Below are 15,147 nucleotides of genomic sequence, written 5' to 3'. Positions count from 1 at the left end.
ACGCGCGTTATGACAACATTATGGCAGGCCAGTCAGCAGCTGCAGGCTGGTGATACCACGTCAGTGGCGCTGACGGCGCAGGCGCTGGCGGCGATTCAGGCAGAGCAGGGCGAGGGTGCGCGCGCATTTACTCAGGTGTGGGCAGAGCAGGCGCAGCAGCAGGCCATCGCGGCCGATGCGCGCCGGGCGCGCGGCGCGGCGCGCTCACCACTCGATGGCGTGCCGGTCAGTATCAAAGATCTGTTCGACGTTGCAGGCTCCCCCACGCTCGCCGGGTCAAGGCTGCCCGGCCTCCCGCACGCGACGGCTGACGCCACTATTGTGCAGCGCCTGCTGCAGGCGGGCGCCGTGATCGTGGGCAAAACCACTATGACGGAATTTGCCTTTTCCGGGCTGGGCATTAATCCGCATTATGGCACGCCAGCTAACCCGTGGCGGCGGCAGGAAAAGCGCATTCCGGGCGGTTCATCATCCGGTGCGGCGGTCGCGGTTGCGGACGGTATGTCAGCCGGCTCCGCAGGCACGGATACCGGCGGCTCAGTGCGTATTCCGGCCGCACTCTGCGGCCTGACCGGCTTTAAGCCCAGCGCCAGCCGTATCGACCAGCGGGGCACGCTGCCGCTTGCACCGTCGCTCGACAGTATCGGGACAATTGCTCATGACGTGCGGAGCTGCTGGCTGCTGGATAGCGTGATTGCCGACGCGCCGCTGACGCCTGAGCCGCGCAGTCTGGCTGACGCACATTTTCTTATTCCTCAAACCCGCGTGCTCGACGGCCTGGATGAAGGCGTCAGCGCCGCCTGGCAGCGTGCGCTCAGGATTCTGCGCGAGGCGGGTGCGAAGCTGACAGAGCAGCCGATGCCTCTGCTGAACGAGCTCGATACCCTCAACGCGCGCGGTGGTATCACCGCGTATGAAGCCTGGCAGTGGCATCAGACGTGGGTGGAGAGATCCCCGGCAGAGTACGATCCGCAGGTGCTGCTGCGGATACGGCGCGGCAGCGCGCTGACGCCGCAGGATGCGGAGCAGCTGTATCAGCTGCGCCGGACGTGGCAGCAGCAGGTCAGCGATTTCCTGTTGCCCTTTGACGCGCTGCTGATGCCTACCGTGCCGCTGATCGCACCCACCATTGCCGAACTGGAGGATGAAGAGCGCTACCACGAAGTCAACCTGCTGATGCTGCGCAACACCAGCGTTATCAACATGCTGGATGGCTGCGCCATTTCACTGCCTTGTCATACGCCCGGCGAGGCGCCTGCCGGCCTGATGCTGGCGTCAGTTCATAACCAGGATGCAGCGCTGCTTGGCTGGGCCGCTGCTGCCGAATCTGCCCTGCAACGAGGTTTACATCATGAATAACCCCCACGGTATGCTGTTTGTCGCCACCAGCGTGGCACCCGAAGATGATGCTGATTTTAACCAGTGGTATGACCATGAGCATGTTGAAGAGCGCGTCGCCATCGAAGGCTTTCTCAGCGGTACGCGTTATCGTGCCGTAGCGGCAGCGCGCCGCTATCTGGGGCTTTATGAAACTGCATCGCTGGAGACCTTTACCAGTGCCGCCTACCACGCCGCCTTTACGCGCCAGACGGAATGGTCAGTCACTAATCTCAACCGGATGATTAATCCGAAGCGACGGGTTTGCGCCGTGACACACCGGCATGGCCGGGGTCAGGGCGCGCATCTCGCTATTCTGACCCTGCCCGCAGACGCTGACGGCGCGGCGCTGCAGGCGTGGCAGCAGCAGCTGCCGCCGGTGCCGGGCTATATCTCCTCCTGCCTGCTGACGCCGGATGTGTCACTCAGCACGCCGTTGCCGCGCGAAACCGATGCCGATCGTCCGATGCACGCCATGCTGCTGCTGCACTGCGCTGATGAAACCGCCTCTGTCACGCTGGCTGCTATGGCCGCGCAGACTTTCAATGCTGAAGCAGAGCGCTACGCGCTGAGCTGGCAGCTTACCCGACAGGAGATCTCCTATGAGTAATAATGACTCTGCACTGTCACAGGTTTCACAGCCTGACGTCACGCATTCTGCCGCTACGGGCGCCAGTAAAACCCGGCGGCTGGCAGCCGCCAGCTCTATCGGTACGGCGCTGGAGTGGTACGATTTTACCGTCTACAACATCATGGCGGCGCTGGTGTTTAACCATGTATTTTTCCCCAGCTTCGATCCGCTGGTCGGCACCATTCTGGCGTTCTCAACGTATGCCGTTGGCTATGTCTCCCGTCCGGTAGGCGGCTTTATCTTCGGGCATCTTGGCGACGTGGCCGGGCGCAAAGCGGTGCTGGTCACCACGCTGGTGATCATGGGCGTCACGACCGCGCTAATGGGTATGCTGCCCGGCTACGCCAGCTGGGGGATCTGGAGTCCGGTGCTGCTGGTCGCGCTGCGGTTTATTCAGGGCATAGCGCTGGGCGGGGAATGGGCCGGTGCGGTACTGCTCTCGATGGAGCATGGTGACGCTAAAAAGCGCGGGCGTAACGCCTCTTTTGCGCAGGTAGGACCGTCGTGCGGTACGCTGATCGGCACCGGCTTTATTACCCTTGTGACCCTGTCACTGAGCGGCGAAGCGTTTCAGGCATGGGGCTGGCGTATACCCTTCCTGCTCAGCCTGCTGCTGGTGATGTTTGGGCTGTGGCTGCGCCGCGGCGTGGATGAGACACCCACCTTTAAAGCGATGAAACAGGCCGATAAAACCACGCAGGCTCCGCTCAAAGAGGTGTTTACCCATCATCCGCGCGCGCTGCTGATTGCCGGTGGTTCACGCATCGGATCTGACGTGCTTTACGCGCTGGTGGTGGTCTTTACGCTGACCTACGTCACCACGGTGCTGGAGCTGCCGCGTCCGGTCGCGCTGCTGGCGACTATGCTCGGCGCCATCGGCAATGCGATTACGGTGCCGATGTTTGGTGCCTTATCCGATCGGCTGGGGCGTCGCCCGGTCTATATTGCTGGCGCACTGCTGGGCGTGATCTGGAGCTTTGTCTTTTTTGTTCTGCTCGACAGCTCGCAGCCGGTACTGATTGTGCTGGCGGTAATCATCGGGTTGCTGATCCATGCGATTATGTATGGTCCGCAGGCGGCTTTTGTGACCGAACAGTTTCCCGGCCACGTCCGCTACGCCGGCTCTTCGCTCGCCTATACGCTGGCCGGTATCATCGGCGGCGGCTTTGCGCCGCTGATTATCACCTCGCTTTACCGCGAGTCGGGCAGCACGCTCTGGGTATCACTTTACGTGTCGCTGGCGCTTTTGATCACGCTGCTTGCCCTGTGGAAAGCGAAAGAGACGGCGCATAAACCGCTATAAATGTCGCTGGCGAGGGACCGCCGCATTTTTCCGCATCGGACTGTCTTCCGGCAGCACCATCGCAATCTGCGCCAGCGGACCCGGACGTCCGATATAGTAACCCTGTACCGCGTCACAGGAGAGCGCCTGCAGCTGCGCCATATGTCCGGGAGTTTCCACCCCTTCAGCCGTAACTGACAGCGAATAGGCTTTACCCAGCCCAATCATATTTTCCACTACCTGACGCGCCTGCGGAGATTCACCCAGCGGGAAGATAAACGATTTATCGATTTTAAGGCCATCAAACGGAAACGCGCGCAGATAGCAGAGCGAGGCGTAACCGGTGCCGAAATCGTCAATCAGAAATTTTACGCCGAGCGCTTTAACCGCCTGCATCGTCGCCAGCGTTTTCTCCGGATCGCTCAGCAGCGCGTTTTCCGTGACTTCTATCTCCAGCCGGTGATTGGGCAGGCCGCTGAGCTGCAGCACCTGGGCAATACGTGACGGCAGCGCATCATTCTGGAGTTCAGTCGCTGAGATATTGACTGATACGGAGAGTGGCGGCTCAAACTGTACGATATCGCTGCAGGCGCGCAGCAGCACCCAGTCGCTCAGCGCGCCAATCAGGCCGGTCTCTTCCGCCAGCGGAATAAACTGATCGGGCATCAGCAGACCCAGCCGCGGATGCTGCCAGCGTACCAGTGCCTCAACTGCCGTCACCTGTCCGGCTGCCAGCTCATAGCGCGCCTGATACACGAGCGCCAGCTGCTCGCTGTTAATCGCATCGCGCAGCTCATGCTCCAGCTCGCGACGCTGCACAATCTTCTCTTCCATATCTCGATCAAAAAAGACCCACTGATTGCGCCCGTTATTTTTCGCCTTATATAGCGCGATATCGGCATAGCGCAGCAGATCGCTGGCGTTATCGGCATCCTGCGGCGCCAGCGCAATGCCGAGACTGGCGCCAATATGCAGCGTGTTGTCACACACCTCAAACGCATCGTTGATACGCGCTATCAGCTGCTGACACAGCGCGATAATACGATCGCGGCTGTTCATTTCAGGCAGGATCGCCACAAACTCATCGCCCCCCAGACGTGCCGCCAGTCCGTGACTGCCGAGACAGGCGCGGATACGGTCCGATACCTCATGCAGAACTTTGTCGCCTGCGGTGTGACCGTAGATATCGTTGACCGGCTTAAATTTATCCAGATCGATCATGATAATCGCCAGGCGATGTTGCGGATCGGATGGCAGGCTGAGTTTGCCCGTCAGGAACTCCTGCATCTGCACCCGGTTAGCCAGCCCGGTCAGTTCGTCAAAATGGGAGAGGTAGTGCGCCCGCGCCTGCGCTTCGTACTCGAGCGTGATATCTGTAGCGCTGCCGCGAAAACCGCTGACGCCCTGGGTCAGCATGACCTCTTTCAGCGTCAGGTTACAGTAGCGCACGTGCCCCTGCGCGGAGCGGTAGCGGCAACCGGTCAGCGTCAACTGACCCCCGGATTGCTGAAACAGCGTCAGACGGCTGCGATATTTAGCGTAATCAAGCAGGAAATCCGCCAGCGTACGCTGTATCCACTCCTGGCTGCTGAAACCGGTGACGACCGGAAACCGCCCTGAAATCCAGACAAAGCGCAGCTGGCTGTCCATTTCCCAGATCCAGTCCGTGGTAGTTTCGGCGATGTCACGGAAGCGCCGTTCGCTGGCGCTCAGGGCGAGCTGGCTCTGTCCCAGCAGCCAGGCGCTCTCATCATTAAGCTGCGCTTTTCGCAGCGCGCTGCGCATCAGCATCAGCGCGGTAAACAGCGAGAGCAGCATAATCAGCACCAGCAGAGGCAGCAGCCCGGTCAGCAGCGCGCCGCCAGGATTTGCGCTGCGCCAGACCAGCGCAACGCGCTTGTCACCCACTGAAAGCAGCAGAGCGGGAGAGGCTGGCTGGCCGGCAGGCGAGGTATCCAGATGGAGGTTCTGAATACCATACTCATGACCCAGCTTAAGCAGTTTCTGTGGCGTCAGGCGATCGGTAAAAATCATCAGCGAAGGCGGGCCAGGCAGCGCCGTTACGCTGCGGTCGCCTCCTGGGGTGATCCACGCCGCGCTATAGAGTGTAAGTTGCCCCTTTGCCAGCACGTAGTCACTGATCGCTTTACCCGCGCTCGCCTGCAGCTGCGTTTTAATCCGGGGCAGGGGATCGGCGCCCAGCCAGAGGGAAAGCGTTCTCGCTTCCGGTTGCCCACGGATCACGCTGTAGCGCGTTTCATCCTGCGGTGAGATAACAAACACCCCCTCATAGGCAAAGGTATCAAACAGCGAGGAGCCAAGATTCTGATTATCCCATGCCCAGCTGCGATTCAGCCTACGGTGCAGATTCTGATACGCCTCGCCCCACTCGGCGTTATCAGAGAGGTGAAACTGCATTGCCGCCTGACGCGTCTGAAGCGCTTTGTCCAGCAGCAAAGATTGCTGGCGATCGGATTGCTGATTTAAATCGCCGGCGATATATATCAGGCTGATAAACGCACCGGTAAATGCCAGCAGGATCAGCAGTACCATCATCATCATAGGCTGACGGATCAGCCCACGCATTTGCCCGCGTGTGGGAGAATCGACAAGAGAGGTCTTCGCTATCATAGGCTTAATACGCCAGTTAAAATGACATTACAAAAGTATGTTCAGGTTATCGGCACAGGCTGGCAAAACCTGATGCGTAAGCGTGATGTTGCGCTGTGACAACCCGGCCGGATAGCTGGTGCACAAAAAGATGCAGACAGTAAAACTGAATCTATCGGGCGATATGTACTAAACGGACCTGAATAAATGCGCGTTCAGGTAATCAGGTTCAAGTATAGCCAGCTCTGCAGGCATTACTGAGAGATAAAACCGCCGGAATTCGTAGCCAGAAATTTTTATAACATTTTGCTGTTTGCTTAATATAAATTTAATCTTAATAGGAATAAGCCTTATTGAATGTAAATCTGCGTCAATGCTAATTTGACTTATGTCTATTTATCATTGTCACTGAGAACATTATGCAGGCTCGTATCACTCACCTCGACGGTATGCGCGGTTTGGCTATTTTGATGGTTATCGCCTATCACGCCTGGGCGCGCTGGCCAGAACTGCTGCCTTATGTCGCCACCACCCAGCATCTGCCGTTCTTTTCTTTTGGCTGGGCTGGGGTACAGCTCTTTTTTATGATCTCGGGTTTTGTTATTTTTATGACGCTTGACCGATCGGAGAGCTATTCGGGCTTTCTGCAGAAGCGCTGGCTGCGGCTCTTTCCGGCGATGCTTATTGCCAGCCTGCTGCTCTTTCTGGCCGGCGGATTTTTTCCGGAGTGGTCTCTGATGACCCCCTATGTGAAAAATCTGCTGCCGGGTCTGCTGTTTATTAATCCGGAAACGCTGACGCAATTGACCGGCATTTCGTTTCACTCTATGGCGGGTTCTTTCTGGTCGCTTTATGTAGAAGCCCTGTTTTATCTGATTATCGGCGCTGTCTATTTCACTGCGGGACGTAAATATTGCCTGCCGGCGCTGATTTTACCGATGCTGTTACTTTCCGGTGCGTCAGTCATAAAGTCGCTCGGCTATCCGCTGCTGGTGGATATTATCTCCAAACTGGGATTTATTCATTACGCCTGGTTTATGGTGGGCTGCCTGGTCTATGAGCGTCTGCACGGGCGTGACAGGCGCTACCACTATCTGCTGGTAGCCGTTGCGCTGCTGATCAACTTTAGCTATTACGTGAAAAACAGCGGGGCACTCGCGCTGGTGCCGCTGATAGCGATGCTGCTGTTTTTCATCGCCAGCTTCAGGCTGCAGCGGATCCAGCACTTTCTTTCGCTGCGACTCTTTACCGCTATGGGCTTTGTCAGTTATGCGCTCTATCTGATTCATGAGAACCTGATGATTGCGATGCTGATTAAGCTTAACCGCTACGTCAAAAGTGACACTGTCATGATGATCATGCCACCTGTGATGGTTGCTGTGCTGGCCGGTATTGCGTATCTCATTACCCGCTACGCAGAGCCGGCAGTGCGTCGGGCACTGCAGAGAAAACGGCAGCCCATCGCACCGGCTACGGGCAGCGGCGTATAATGGCAGGCGGGAAGCGGAGGCCTCCCGCCGGTTTCAGACATCAAGGCGGTGAATAACGTTAACAAATTCGTGAACGCCGCTGTTTATCTCCCGCAGGCTGCGCGACAGCATGCCGATTTTTTCCTGCTCAGCCACGACAAATTCACGCACCTCATCCAGCTGCTGATACATCTCTTGTATCAGCAGGCTGTTCTGCTGCACCACCTCAGTGATTTGCCGGGTCGCGGCAGCTGTGGAAGCTGCGAGGCGACGTACTTCAGCGGCAACCACGCTGAAGCCGCGGCCTGCTTCACCGGCACGTGCGGACTCAATGGCAGCGTTCAGCGCCAGAATATTTGTTTGTGACGCGATGAGATTAATTGTGTTAACCACCTCGCCAATATTTCTGGCAGACGCATTAAGCTGAACGCCGATTTCCGTCGCGGCACTAACCCGCTGAGCCACCAGAGCTGAATTGCGTACGGTTTCGTCCAGAACATCGTTGGCGTTGTCGGTGATCTGCGACGTTTCACCTGAGGTGGTGAGGGCTATATCTGCCACACGCTTTGCGGCCTCCACGCGCGCGGTGATATCAGAGGCAATTTTAATGACTTTATAGACCCGGCCATCCGCATCCACTACCGGGTTATAGCTCGCCTCCAGCCAGATGCGCTCACCGCTGGCGGTTTTACGCTCAAAACGGCCGACAAAATGTTGCCCGCGCGCCATTTTTTGCCAGAAATCGGGCTGAGCGTGATAAAAATCGTCATAGCAGAACAGCCGGTGGTGCTGACCAACAATCTCTTCACTGCTGTACCCCATATGCTGCAGAAAATTGGCGTTGGCGCTGAGGATCTCGCCCTCAGGTGTAAATTCAATCACCGCCATGGAGCGATCCAGCGCGGTGATAACCGCCTCTTTATGCTCCAGCTCCTGATGGCGCGCGGTGATATCGCTGGCGACTTTGATTACCTTATACACCCGGCCTTTATCATCGCTGACCGGAAAGTAGGTGGCGCTCAGGTAGAAACGCTGCTGCTGACGATCGAAGCGCTCAAAAATGCCGGTGATTGACTCACCCCGCGCCAGCGTTTGCCAGAAACGGCGATAGCCTGCTGTCTGGCTGTAAAGCTGTGAACAGAAGAGTCGATGGTGCTGGCCCTGGATCTCCTGCAGCTGATACCCCGTCAGCGTCAGAAACAGGGCGTTAGCATCGACAATTTCACCCTCCGGCGTAAATTCAATCCAGGCAACATGCTGTCTGATAGCATTGATATCACGATGAATGCCGGCGCTGAACGGCAGCGCCAGGCGTGAAGTTTTCACCCCAAACATAAATGACCTCTGTCAGATAGTGTGCAGTTAAGTAGCGCGATCGCCTTACAAAGGGTCGCGTAATTTCATTCAGCGCAGAGCCTGTGCTGCGCTGGATGTTTCCCCCCCGATTCCCTGTTGTCCTGAGCGCCGGCAGCGGTTAAGCGTAAACGGGCATCAGTCAGGGGGATTTTTTTGACGTTCAGTTTCCCGGTGATGGCAATAAACGTGGTGCTGAATCTATGTTATCGACGGCAGAAAACAAAAACTGAGTAAATTTTCTAATTAAAACGCAGCGGGAGAATTTTGCCGTCAGCGGTCTGAAAGCCGCCGGGTGCCGTGCTGTCAGGCAATACGTCGCTGCCGCAGAGTGGGTCAGGCGGCTTGTTAAAGATGCAAATAAAATATAGGTTATCTCTGCTACAGAGAGCGGATATGCAGAATGGCTGCTACTGACGGAGAGCTTTGTGATGACGACATCCCTGTGTAAAGAATTGAATCTGCGCTATCCGATTATCCAGGCCCCGATGGCAGGCGTTTCAACCCCGGAACTGGCTGCCGCAGTCAGCAATGCCGGTGCACTTGGCTCGCTGGGATTGGGCGCCTCCTCTGCGCAAGAGGCCGCACGCCTTATACGGCAGACTCAGGCGCTTACCCGGCAGCCTTTTAACGTCAATCTGTTCTGCCATCCGCCTGCCCTGCGCAACGAGGCAGTTGAAAAGGCGTGGATAGCACGTTTCGCCGATCGTTTTGCGGCCTTTGGGGCTCAGGCACCCGTGAACCTGGAGGAGATCTATCCCACTTTTTGCGGTCATGAAGCGATGCTGCAGGTCATTGAGGATACGCGTCCGGCGGTCGTGAGTTTTCATTTTGGTTTGCCGCCCGCGGATACCCTGCGACGGCTGAAAGCGTGCCGGATAGTGACCCTGGCAACAGCCACCAGCGTGGCAGAAGCGGAAGCGATCGCGCAGCAGGGAGTGGATATGATTGTGGCGCAGGGCTATGAAGCAGGTGGCCATCGCGGCAATTTTGCCGTGGAGGAGGAGGATCATCAGCTCTCCACGCTGACGCTGGTACAGGCCATCTGTGCGCGGGTTACGCTGCCGGTGATTGCCGCGGGCGGGATCATGAACGGTGCAGCAATCGCAGCAATGCAGGCTCTGGGTGCCAGCGGCGTGCAGGCCGGCACCGCTTTTCTTCTCTGCCCTGAATCCGCTACTGCGCCTGCCTGGCGTCAGGCACTCCGGCGTGCCGCTGCAACGGGTACCACCATGACTGCGGCAATTTCTGGTCGTGAAGCGCGCGCGCTGCGCAACACATTCTGCACTATTACGCGCCATATCTCCCGGAGAGAGATCCCCGCTTATCCGCTGGCTTATTCACTGGGTAAGGCGCTGGCTAAGGCTGCGCTGACGCAGGGCGAGGCGGGGTTTGGCGCACACTGGGCGGGAGAGGGAGCAGCACTGATACGCGAAATGCCTGCGGCGGAACTCATCCGGCAGCTGGTCACAGAGTGGCATGCGGCCTCTGGTCAGGATAGCCCGGCTAATGCGATAGATCGATCATCTTTATAACGTGGCAGGAATGCATCATAAACACGATTGCGTTTCGGATAGCTGCTGGTTAAATAAAAAATCCGGGTTAGACAGCAAATAAGCGCAACGATAACTTTACCGCTGCGCTTATTTAGCGCCGATAAGATATCCGGAGATAAACTATTAAATCATCTGGACTGATATAAATTTAATGGCTTCACCATAAATTTTCTTAACGCCATCAATAGCCTGCGCTTCAGACTCTTGTTACTCCGCCAGAATGGCATATTTTTCAATGGGTACGCCCGCTGCAATAAGGGTGGTCACGGCGCGCCCTATCGCCTGATTAATATCATTAATAGGTTGTACATCAACCGGTTTCAACAGGTTTTCTCCACAGATAAAATATGCCAGTCCGTACAAATCCGGAGGCAGTAATACGTTAAGGCAATGATTGCCGATATATATAATGCCATAGAGGAAATAGATTTTAAATATAGATATGAGTCATGCTTTATTGCCCGTTGAGGCCTCTTTTTAACAGAGCGGTCCGTTAAAAAAACGTGCTGCTTGCTAACAACGCACAATCGGGCTAGCCTGCTGATCGTTGAAATCATCACGCTAAGTACAGGCAGACGTTAATGGCAGTTATACCGAAAAACTACTCGCGGCTGGAGAGCGGCTACCGTGAGAAAGCACTTAAAATTTATCCCTGGGTGTGCGGGCGCTGTGCGCGGGAGTTCGTTTACTCAAACCTGCGCGAGCTAACGGTACACCATATCGATCACGATCATACCAACAACCCGGAAGATGGCAGCAACTGGGAGCTGCTTTGTCTCTACTGCCACGATCATGAACACTCAAAATATACCGAAGCCGATCAGTACGGTACGCGAGTGGTGGCGGGGGAGGATGCGCAGGATGAGGTAGGTGCCGCGACATATAACCCCTTTGCCGATCTGAAATCGCTTATCAGCAAGAAGAAGTAATAGCGCTGCCACACACATTTACAGGTCAGTAAAACGAGACGGCGGGGAACCTGTGCTATAGTGCGTTTGCGTACTTTTCTAAGTCGCGAATTTCACTGGCGCTTGTGCCAACCCGATACGCTCAGCCGGGTGTCGGGCTCTTTTTAGCCCGGTTACGCGCACAAAAAAACCCGCACAAGGCGGGTTTTTTTATCAGCAGCATTTAACTGCTCAGACTACTGTCTTCATCGCTATCGTAAGCGCTGCCGATCGTCAGCGCAGCTTACAGTGCGGTAACGTTAGCAGCAGCTGGACCTTTAGCACCATTCTCGATGGTGAAAGAGACCTTCTGGCCTTCGTCCAGGGTTTTGAAGCTGTCACTCTGGATTGCAGAGAAGTGTACGAACACGTCTTTGCTGCCATCTTCAGGAGTGATAAAGCCGAAACCTTTATCTGCGTTGAACCATTTTACTAAACCAGTCATTTTGTTAGACATAGATACTTCCTTAATTGATGAGCCATAAACTATGGCGATGGTGGCCTGTATCAGAGCGTTACTTATTGGGCACTTAGGAGGAGGCTCATGAAGAAGGGGTATCTGTGGATAACACTTGAACTGAGGACTGCTTTACTAAAACTGCTTCATAAGGTCTGTATTCCAAACCGATGGCGCTATTAAGCCACACCTGTTCCGGTTTAGCAACACTTATATTACATCCCTTTTAACATCCCTTTCAGATAAGCCCTGCAGAATGTTTTACCTCCCGATCATCATCCGGGAGGCGCAAAACCACACAATAAAAGAGGTGTTTTTCCACGCCTTAAGCGAAATTGTGACAAAGATCACAAAATTATCCTTCAGAAACGCTGATGTAAAATTTACTGAAATTCACCTATTGAATGATAATAATTATCATTTATAATCGCATTCAAATTTTAAGGCCGACTTATACAGGTCTGCGCACGTATGCCGACTAATGGCATATGTTAATGATATTTATAACTTATTGTTTTTTAGATTTTTGCAGAAGCAACAGAGCCTATGACACCTGTTGTCTTATTCGTCAGCAGGACTTGAAGATTTTTAGTAACAGGAAAGGATTATGTTTACACGTTCATCTGCGCAATCATTACCAATCGTAACCTCTGAGCCGCGTTCAGGCGCGCCTGAGAGCTGGCTTTTTAACGATCGTCAGCTTGATGCCTGGGCCGGTCAGACGCAGGAGGTGCTTAAGCTGCTGACCCAGACGGTGCAGGGCGTGGAAAAGCCGTTCAGCGGTATTCTGCCGCACGAGCTGGCAGACGAGTTCCGCAGTGTGGATCTTAATTCTCCGCTGGGCAATAACGAAGCTGCACTGGCCGAGCTGTCTCAGCTTTATCTGCGCGATGCGGTCTGGTTTCACCATCCTAAATATGTTGCGCATCTGAATTGCCCGGTCGTCCTGCCGTCGCTGATGGCAGAGCAGGTGATGGCCGCCGTCAACAGTTCTGTCGACACCTGGGATCAGAGCGCCGGCGGTACGCTGATTGAGCAGAAAGTTATCGACTGGACGCTGGAGCGTATCGGCCTGCCCGCCGCCGCGGACGGTATTTTCACCAGTGGCGGTACGCAGTCAAACCTGATGGCGATGCTGCTGGCTCGCGACAGCTGGTGCGAGGCGCATCATCCGGGGCATCTGATCAAATATCGCGGTCTGCCAGAAACCGCCGGAAAGTGGCGCGTATTCACGTCTAAATTGAGTCATTTCAGTATCCAGAAATCGATGGCGATCCTCGGCCTGGGCTACGATGCCGTTGTGCCGGTTGACCATGATGCTGATTACCGTATGGATGCAGGTATGCTGGAGTACGAAATTCAGCGCTGCCGCGAAGAGGGACTGATCCCGATTGCGGTGGTAGCAACCAGCGGCACCACCGATTTTGGCAGCATCGATCCGCTGGAAAAGATCGCCGCGCTGTGTCAGCGCAATGGATTATGGATGCACGTTGATGCCGCCTATGGCTGCGGTCTGCTGGTTTCAGAACAGCACCGCCAGCGTCTGCGCGGTATTGAGCAGGCAGACTCAGTCACCGTTGATTACCACAAATCGTTCTTCCAGACGGTAAGCTGCGGGGCGTTCTTTGTACGTAACAAAGAGCATCTGAAGCATGTTACGCACCATGCTGACTACCTCAATCCACTGAGCGCGCAGCAGGAAGGGACACCAAACCTGGTCAACAAAAGTATTCAGACCACGCGTCGCTTTGATGCGCTGAAGATGTGGCTGACGCTGCGCGTCATGGGCCCGGCCGCGCTGGGTGAAGCGTTTGACTCGCTGATTGACCTTGCACAGCGTGCGCATCAGCTGCTGCGCGCGCATCCGGCAATCGAGGTGCTGCACGCACCAGAACTCACCACGCAAATCTTCCGTTTTGTGCCGCGCCAGTCGCTCAGCGGCCCGCAGCTCGACGATATCAACGCTGCGATCCGCAAAGCGCTGTTCCGTTCCGGCAATGCAATTGTGGCAGGCACAAAAGTCGACGGCCGGCAGTATCTGAAATTCACCCTGTTGAATCCTGCCACCACCGAGGCAGATCTGGAAGAGGTGATTAACCTGGTTGCGCATTACGGGCGCGAGCAGCTGCGCACGACCGCGCTTCACGCGGCAAATCAGTGAGAACTCTGTTATGAATAACACCGTTTACGATTTTATAGGCATTGGTATCGGCCCGTTCAACCTCGGACTCGCCTGTCTCAGCGAACCGGTAGAGGGACTCAACGGCGTATTTCTCGATCAGAATGCGGGTTTTGACTGGCACACCGGCATGATGCTGGAAAGCGCACACCTGCAGACGCCGTTTATGGCCGATCTGGTGACGCTGGCTGACCCGACCAGCCCATACAGCCTGCTGAATTACATGAAAGAAAAAGGAAAACTCTACTCATTCTACATCCGGGAAGATTTTTTCCTGATGCGTAAAGAGTATAACCAGTATTGCCAGTGGGCCTGCGAGCGCCTCAGTAACCTGCGCTGGAATCGTCACGTTGAGTATGTAAGTTATGATGCGGAGCGGGCGGTTTATCGCGTTCAGGCGGTCAATAATCAGAGCGGCGTGACCGAAGAGTGGCTGACGCGTCATCTGATCCTCGGCACCGGCCCGGTGGCCTGGCTGCCGGAGTGCAGTCAGCCACATCGTCAGCGTATTACGCACTCCAGCGACTATCTGAAAAACAAAGCAGAGTTGCAGCAGAAGCGGTCTGTTACCGTGCTGGGCAGCGGTCAGAGCGCGGCTGAAATTTACTATGACCTGCTCAGCGATATCGATCGGTTTGACTATCAGCTGAACTGGATCACCCGTGCGCCGCGCTTCTATCCGCTGGAGTACACCAAGCTGACGCTGGAGATGACTTCGCCGGAGTGGGTTGACTATTTTCATGCGCTGCCGCCGGCGAAGCGCGACCGGCTGAATGCAGACCACAAGAATCTCTACAAAGGTATCAACAGCAGCCTGATCAACGATATTTACGATCTGATGTATGTCAAACAGCTCGACGGCCCGCTTAACGTCAATCTCTTCACGCACTCAGCGCTGACCGATCTGCGCTGGCTGCCGGCAGGGGAGTTTGAACTCTCACTCTGGCAGCAGGAGCAGGAGTGCGCCTTTACCCGTCGTACCGAAGGGCTGGTGATGGCGACTGGCTATCACTACCGTCCGCCGATGTTTATCGAAGGCATCAGTCAGCGGCTGCGCTGGGACGAGCAGGGGCGCTATGATGTGCAGCGTAATTACAGCATCGATCATCACAATCAAATCTTTGTGCAAAACGCAGAGCTGCATACGCACGGTTTTGTGACACCGGATCTCGGCATGGCCTGCTATCGCAACTCCGTTATTTTGCGCGAAATCACCGGACGAGAAGTTTATCCGGTAGAGCGGCAGATCGCGTTTCAGACTTTCCCGGCACAGACGGAGCGCTGAC

Annotated in this window: 11 protein-coding genes; 8 read left to right on the top strand and 3 right to left on the bottom strand. The window is 55.7% G+C overall.

What is annotated here, in order from left to right; all coding sequences use genetic code 11:
- Positions 1–9 precede the first annotated feature (9 nt).
- Genes AC2CF9_RS05985 through AC2CF9_RS05975 form a run of 3 tightly spaced genes read left to right on the top strand, consistent with a single transcriptional unit; the run spans position 10 to position 3,311 of the window.
- Positions 10–1,359 (top strand): amidase, encoded by a 1,350-nt coding sequence (locus AC2CF9_RS05985; RefSeq protein WP_484556493.1) that lies wholly within the window; start codon positions 10–12, stop codon positions 1,357–1,359.
- Positions 1,352–1,987, top strand: a complete 636-nt coding sequence (locus tag AC2CF9_RS05980; protein WP_484556492.1) for a hypothetical protein — start codon at positions 1,352–1,354, stop codon at positions 1,985–1,987. Before AC2CF9_RS05985 ends, AC2CF9_RS05980 begins: the two co-directional genes overlap by 8 nt.
- Positions 1,980–3,311, top strand: a complete 1,332-nt coding sequence (locus AC2CF9_RS05975; RefSeq protein ID WP_484556491.1) for an MFS transporter — start codon at positions 1,980–1,982, stop codon at positions 3,309–3,311. Before AC2CF9_RS05980 ends, AC2CF9_RS05975 begins: the two co-directional genes overlap by 8 nt.
- On the opposite strand, the gene AC2CF9_RS05970 is transcribed toward AC2CF9_RS05975, so the two are convergent.
- A complete protein-coding gene (locus tag AC2CF9_RS05970; RefSeq protein WP_484556490.1) occupies positions 3,306–5,876 on the bottom strand; it encodes a bifunctional diguanylate cyclase/phosphodiesterase in 2,571 nt (856 codons plus the stop codon). The two genes, AC2CF9_RS05975 and AC2CF9_RS05970, sit on opposite strands and share 6 nt — an antisense overlap.
- 443 nt (positions 5,877–6,319) lie before the next feature.
- Here AC2CF9_RS05970 and AC2CF9_RS05965 point away from each other — a divergent pair, with 443 nt between their 5' ends.
- Positions 6,320–7,390 carry an acyltransferase family protein gene (locus AC2CF9_RS05965; RefSeq protein ID WP_484556489.1) on the top strand — a complete coding sequence of 357 codons (1,071 nt, stop codon included), beginning with the start codon at positions 6,320–6,322 and terminating at the stop codon, positions 7,388–7,390.
- 33 nt (positions 7,391–7,423) lie between these two features.
- Here the strand turns inward: AC2CF9_RS05965 and AC2CF9_RS05960 are convergent, their stop codons facing one another.
- Positions 7,424–8,704 (bottom strand): methyl-accepting chemotaxis protein, encoded by a 1,281-nt coding sequence (locus AC2CF9_RS05960; RefSeq protein ID WP_484556488.1) that lies wholly within the window; start codon positions 8,702–8,704, stop codon positions 7,424–7,426.
- A 449-nt stretch (positions 8,705–9,153) separates the two neighbouring features.
- On the opposite strand from AC2CF9_RS05960, the gene AC2CF9_RS05955 reads away from it, so the two are divergent.
- Positions 9,154–10,257 (top strand): NAD(P)H-dependent flavin oxidoreductase, encoded by a 1,104-nt coding sequence (locus AC2CF9_RS05955; RefSeq protein ID WP_484556638.1) that lies wholly within the window; start codon positions 9,154–9,156, stop codon positions 10,255–10,257.
- Between the two features lie 602 nt (positions 10,258–10,859).
- Complete coding sequence (gene yajD, locus AC2CF9_RS05950; RefSeq protein ID WP_065647414.1) at positions 10,860–11,207, top strand: HNH nuclease YajD; 348 nt, start codon at positions 10,860–10,862, stop codon at positions 11,205–11,207.
- A gap of 262 nt (positions 11,208–11,469) precedes the next feature.
- Here yajD and cspE read toward each other — a convergent pair whose 3' ends face one another.
- Complete coding sequence (gene cspE, locus AC2CF9_RS05945; protein ID WP_071668354.1) at positions 11,470–11,682, bottom strand: transcription antiterminator/RNA stability regulator CspE; 213 nt, start codon at positions 11,680–11,682, stop codon at positions 11,470–11,472.
- 607 nt (positions 11,683–12,289) lie between these two features.
- Between cspE and AC2CF9_RS05940 the strand changes: the two genes are divergently transcribed.
- Complete coding sequence (locus AC2CF9_RS05940) at positions 12,290–13,843, top strand: pyridoxal phosphate-dependent decarboxylase family protein (RefSeq protein WP_150017121.1); 1,554 nt, start codon at positions 12,290–12,292, stop codon at positions 13,841–13,843.
- 10 nt (positions 13,844–13,853) lie between these two features.
- The gene (locus tag AC2CF9_RS05935) at positions 13,854–15,146 is read left to right on the top strand and encodes a lysine N(6)-hydroxylase/L-ornithine N(5)-oxygenase family protein (RefSeq protein WP_484556487.1); all 1,293 of its coding nucleotides are present in this window, start codon (positions 13,854–13,856) and stop codon (positions 15,144–15,146) included.
- Position 15,147: the final 1 nt, after the last annotated feature.

Source organism: Pantoea sp. SYBGC1, assembly GCF_057197005.1.
The sequence above is the reverse complement of the archived record's forward strand: the minus strand, read 5'-3'. Positions and strand labels throughout refer to the sequence as shown.

Bases quoted from the DNA above. Each gene is read 5' to 3' on its own strand.
- AC2CF9_RS05985 (WP_484556493.1), top strand. From the start codon at position 10: ATGACAACATTATGGCAGGCCAGTCAGCAGCTGCAGGCTGGTGATACC.
- AC2CF9_RS05980 (WP_484556492.1), top strand. From the start codon at position 1,352: ATGAATAACCCCCACGGTATGCTGTTTGTCGCCACCAGCGTGGCACCC.
- AC2CF9_RS05975 (WP_484556491.1), top strand. From the start codon at position 1,980: ATGAGTAATAATGACTCTGCACTGTCACAGGTTTCACAGCCTGACGTC.
- AC2CF9_RS05970 (WP_484556490.1), bottom strand. From the start codon at position 5,876: ATGCGTGGGCTGATCCGTCAGCCTATGATGATGATGGTACTGCTGATC.
- AC2CF9_RS05965 (WP_484556489.1), top strand. From the start codon at position 6,320: ATGCAGGCTCGTATCACTCACCTCGACGGTATGCGCGGTTTGGCTATT.
- AC2CF9_RS05960 (WP_484556488.1), bottom strand. From the start codon at position 8,704: ATGTTTGGGGTGAAAACTTCACGCCTGGCGCTGCCGTTCAGCGCCGGC.
- AC2CF9_RS05955 (WP_484556638.1), top strand. From the start codon at position 9,154: ATGACGACATCCCTGTGTAAAGAATTGAATCTGCGCTATCCGATTATC.
- yajD (WP_065647414.1), top strand. From the start codon at position 10,860: ATGGCAGTTATACCGAAAAACTACTCGCGGCTGGAGAGCGGCTACCGT.
- cspE (WP_071668354.1), bottom strand. From the start codon at position 11,682: ATGTCTAACAAAATGACTGGTTTAGTAAAATGGTTCAACGCAGATAAA.
- AC2CF9_RS05940 (WP_150017121.1), top strand. From the start codon at position 12,290: ATGTTTACACGTTCATCTGCGCAATCATTACCAATCGTAACCTCTGAG.
- AC2CF9_RS05935 (WP_484556487.1), top strand. From the start codon at position 13,854: ATGAATAACACCGTTTACGATTTTATAGGCATTGGTATCGGCCCGTTC.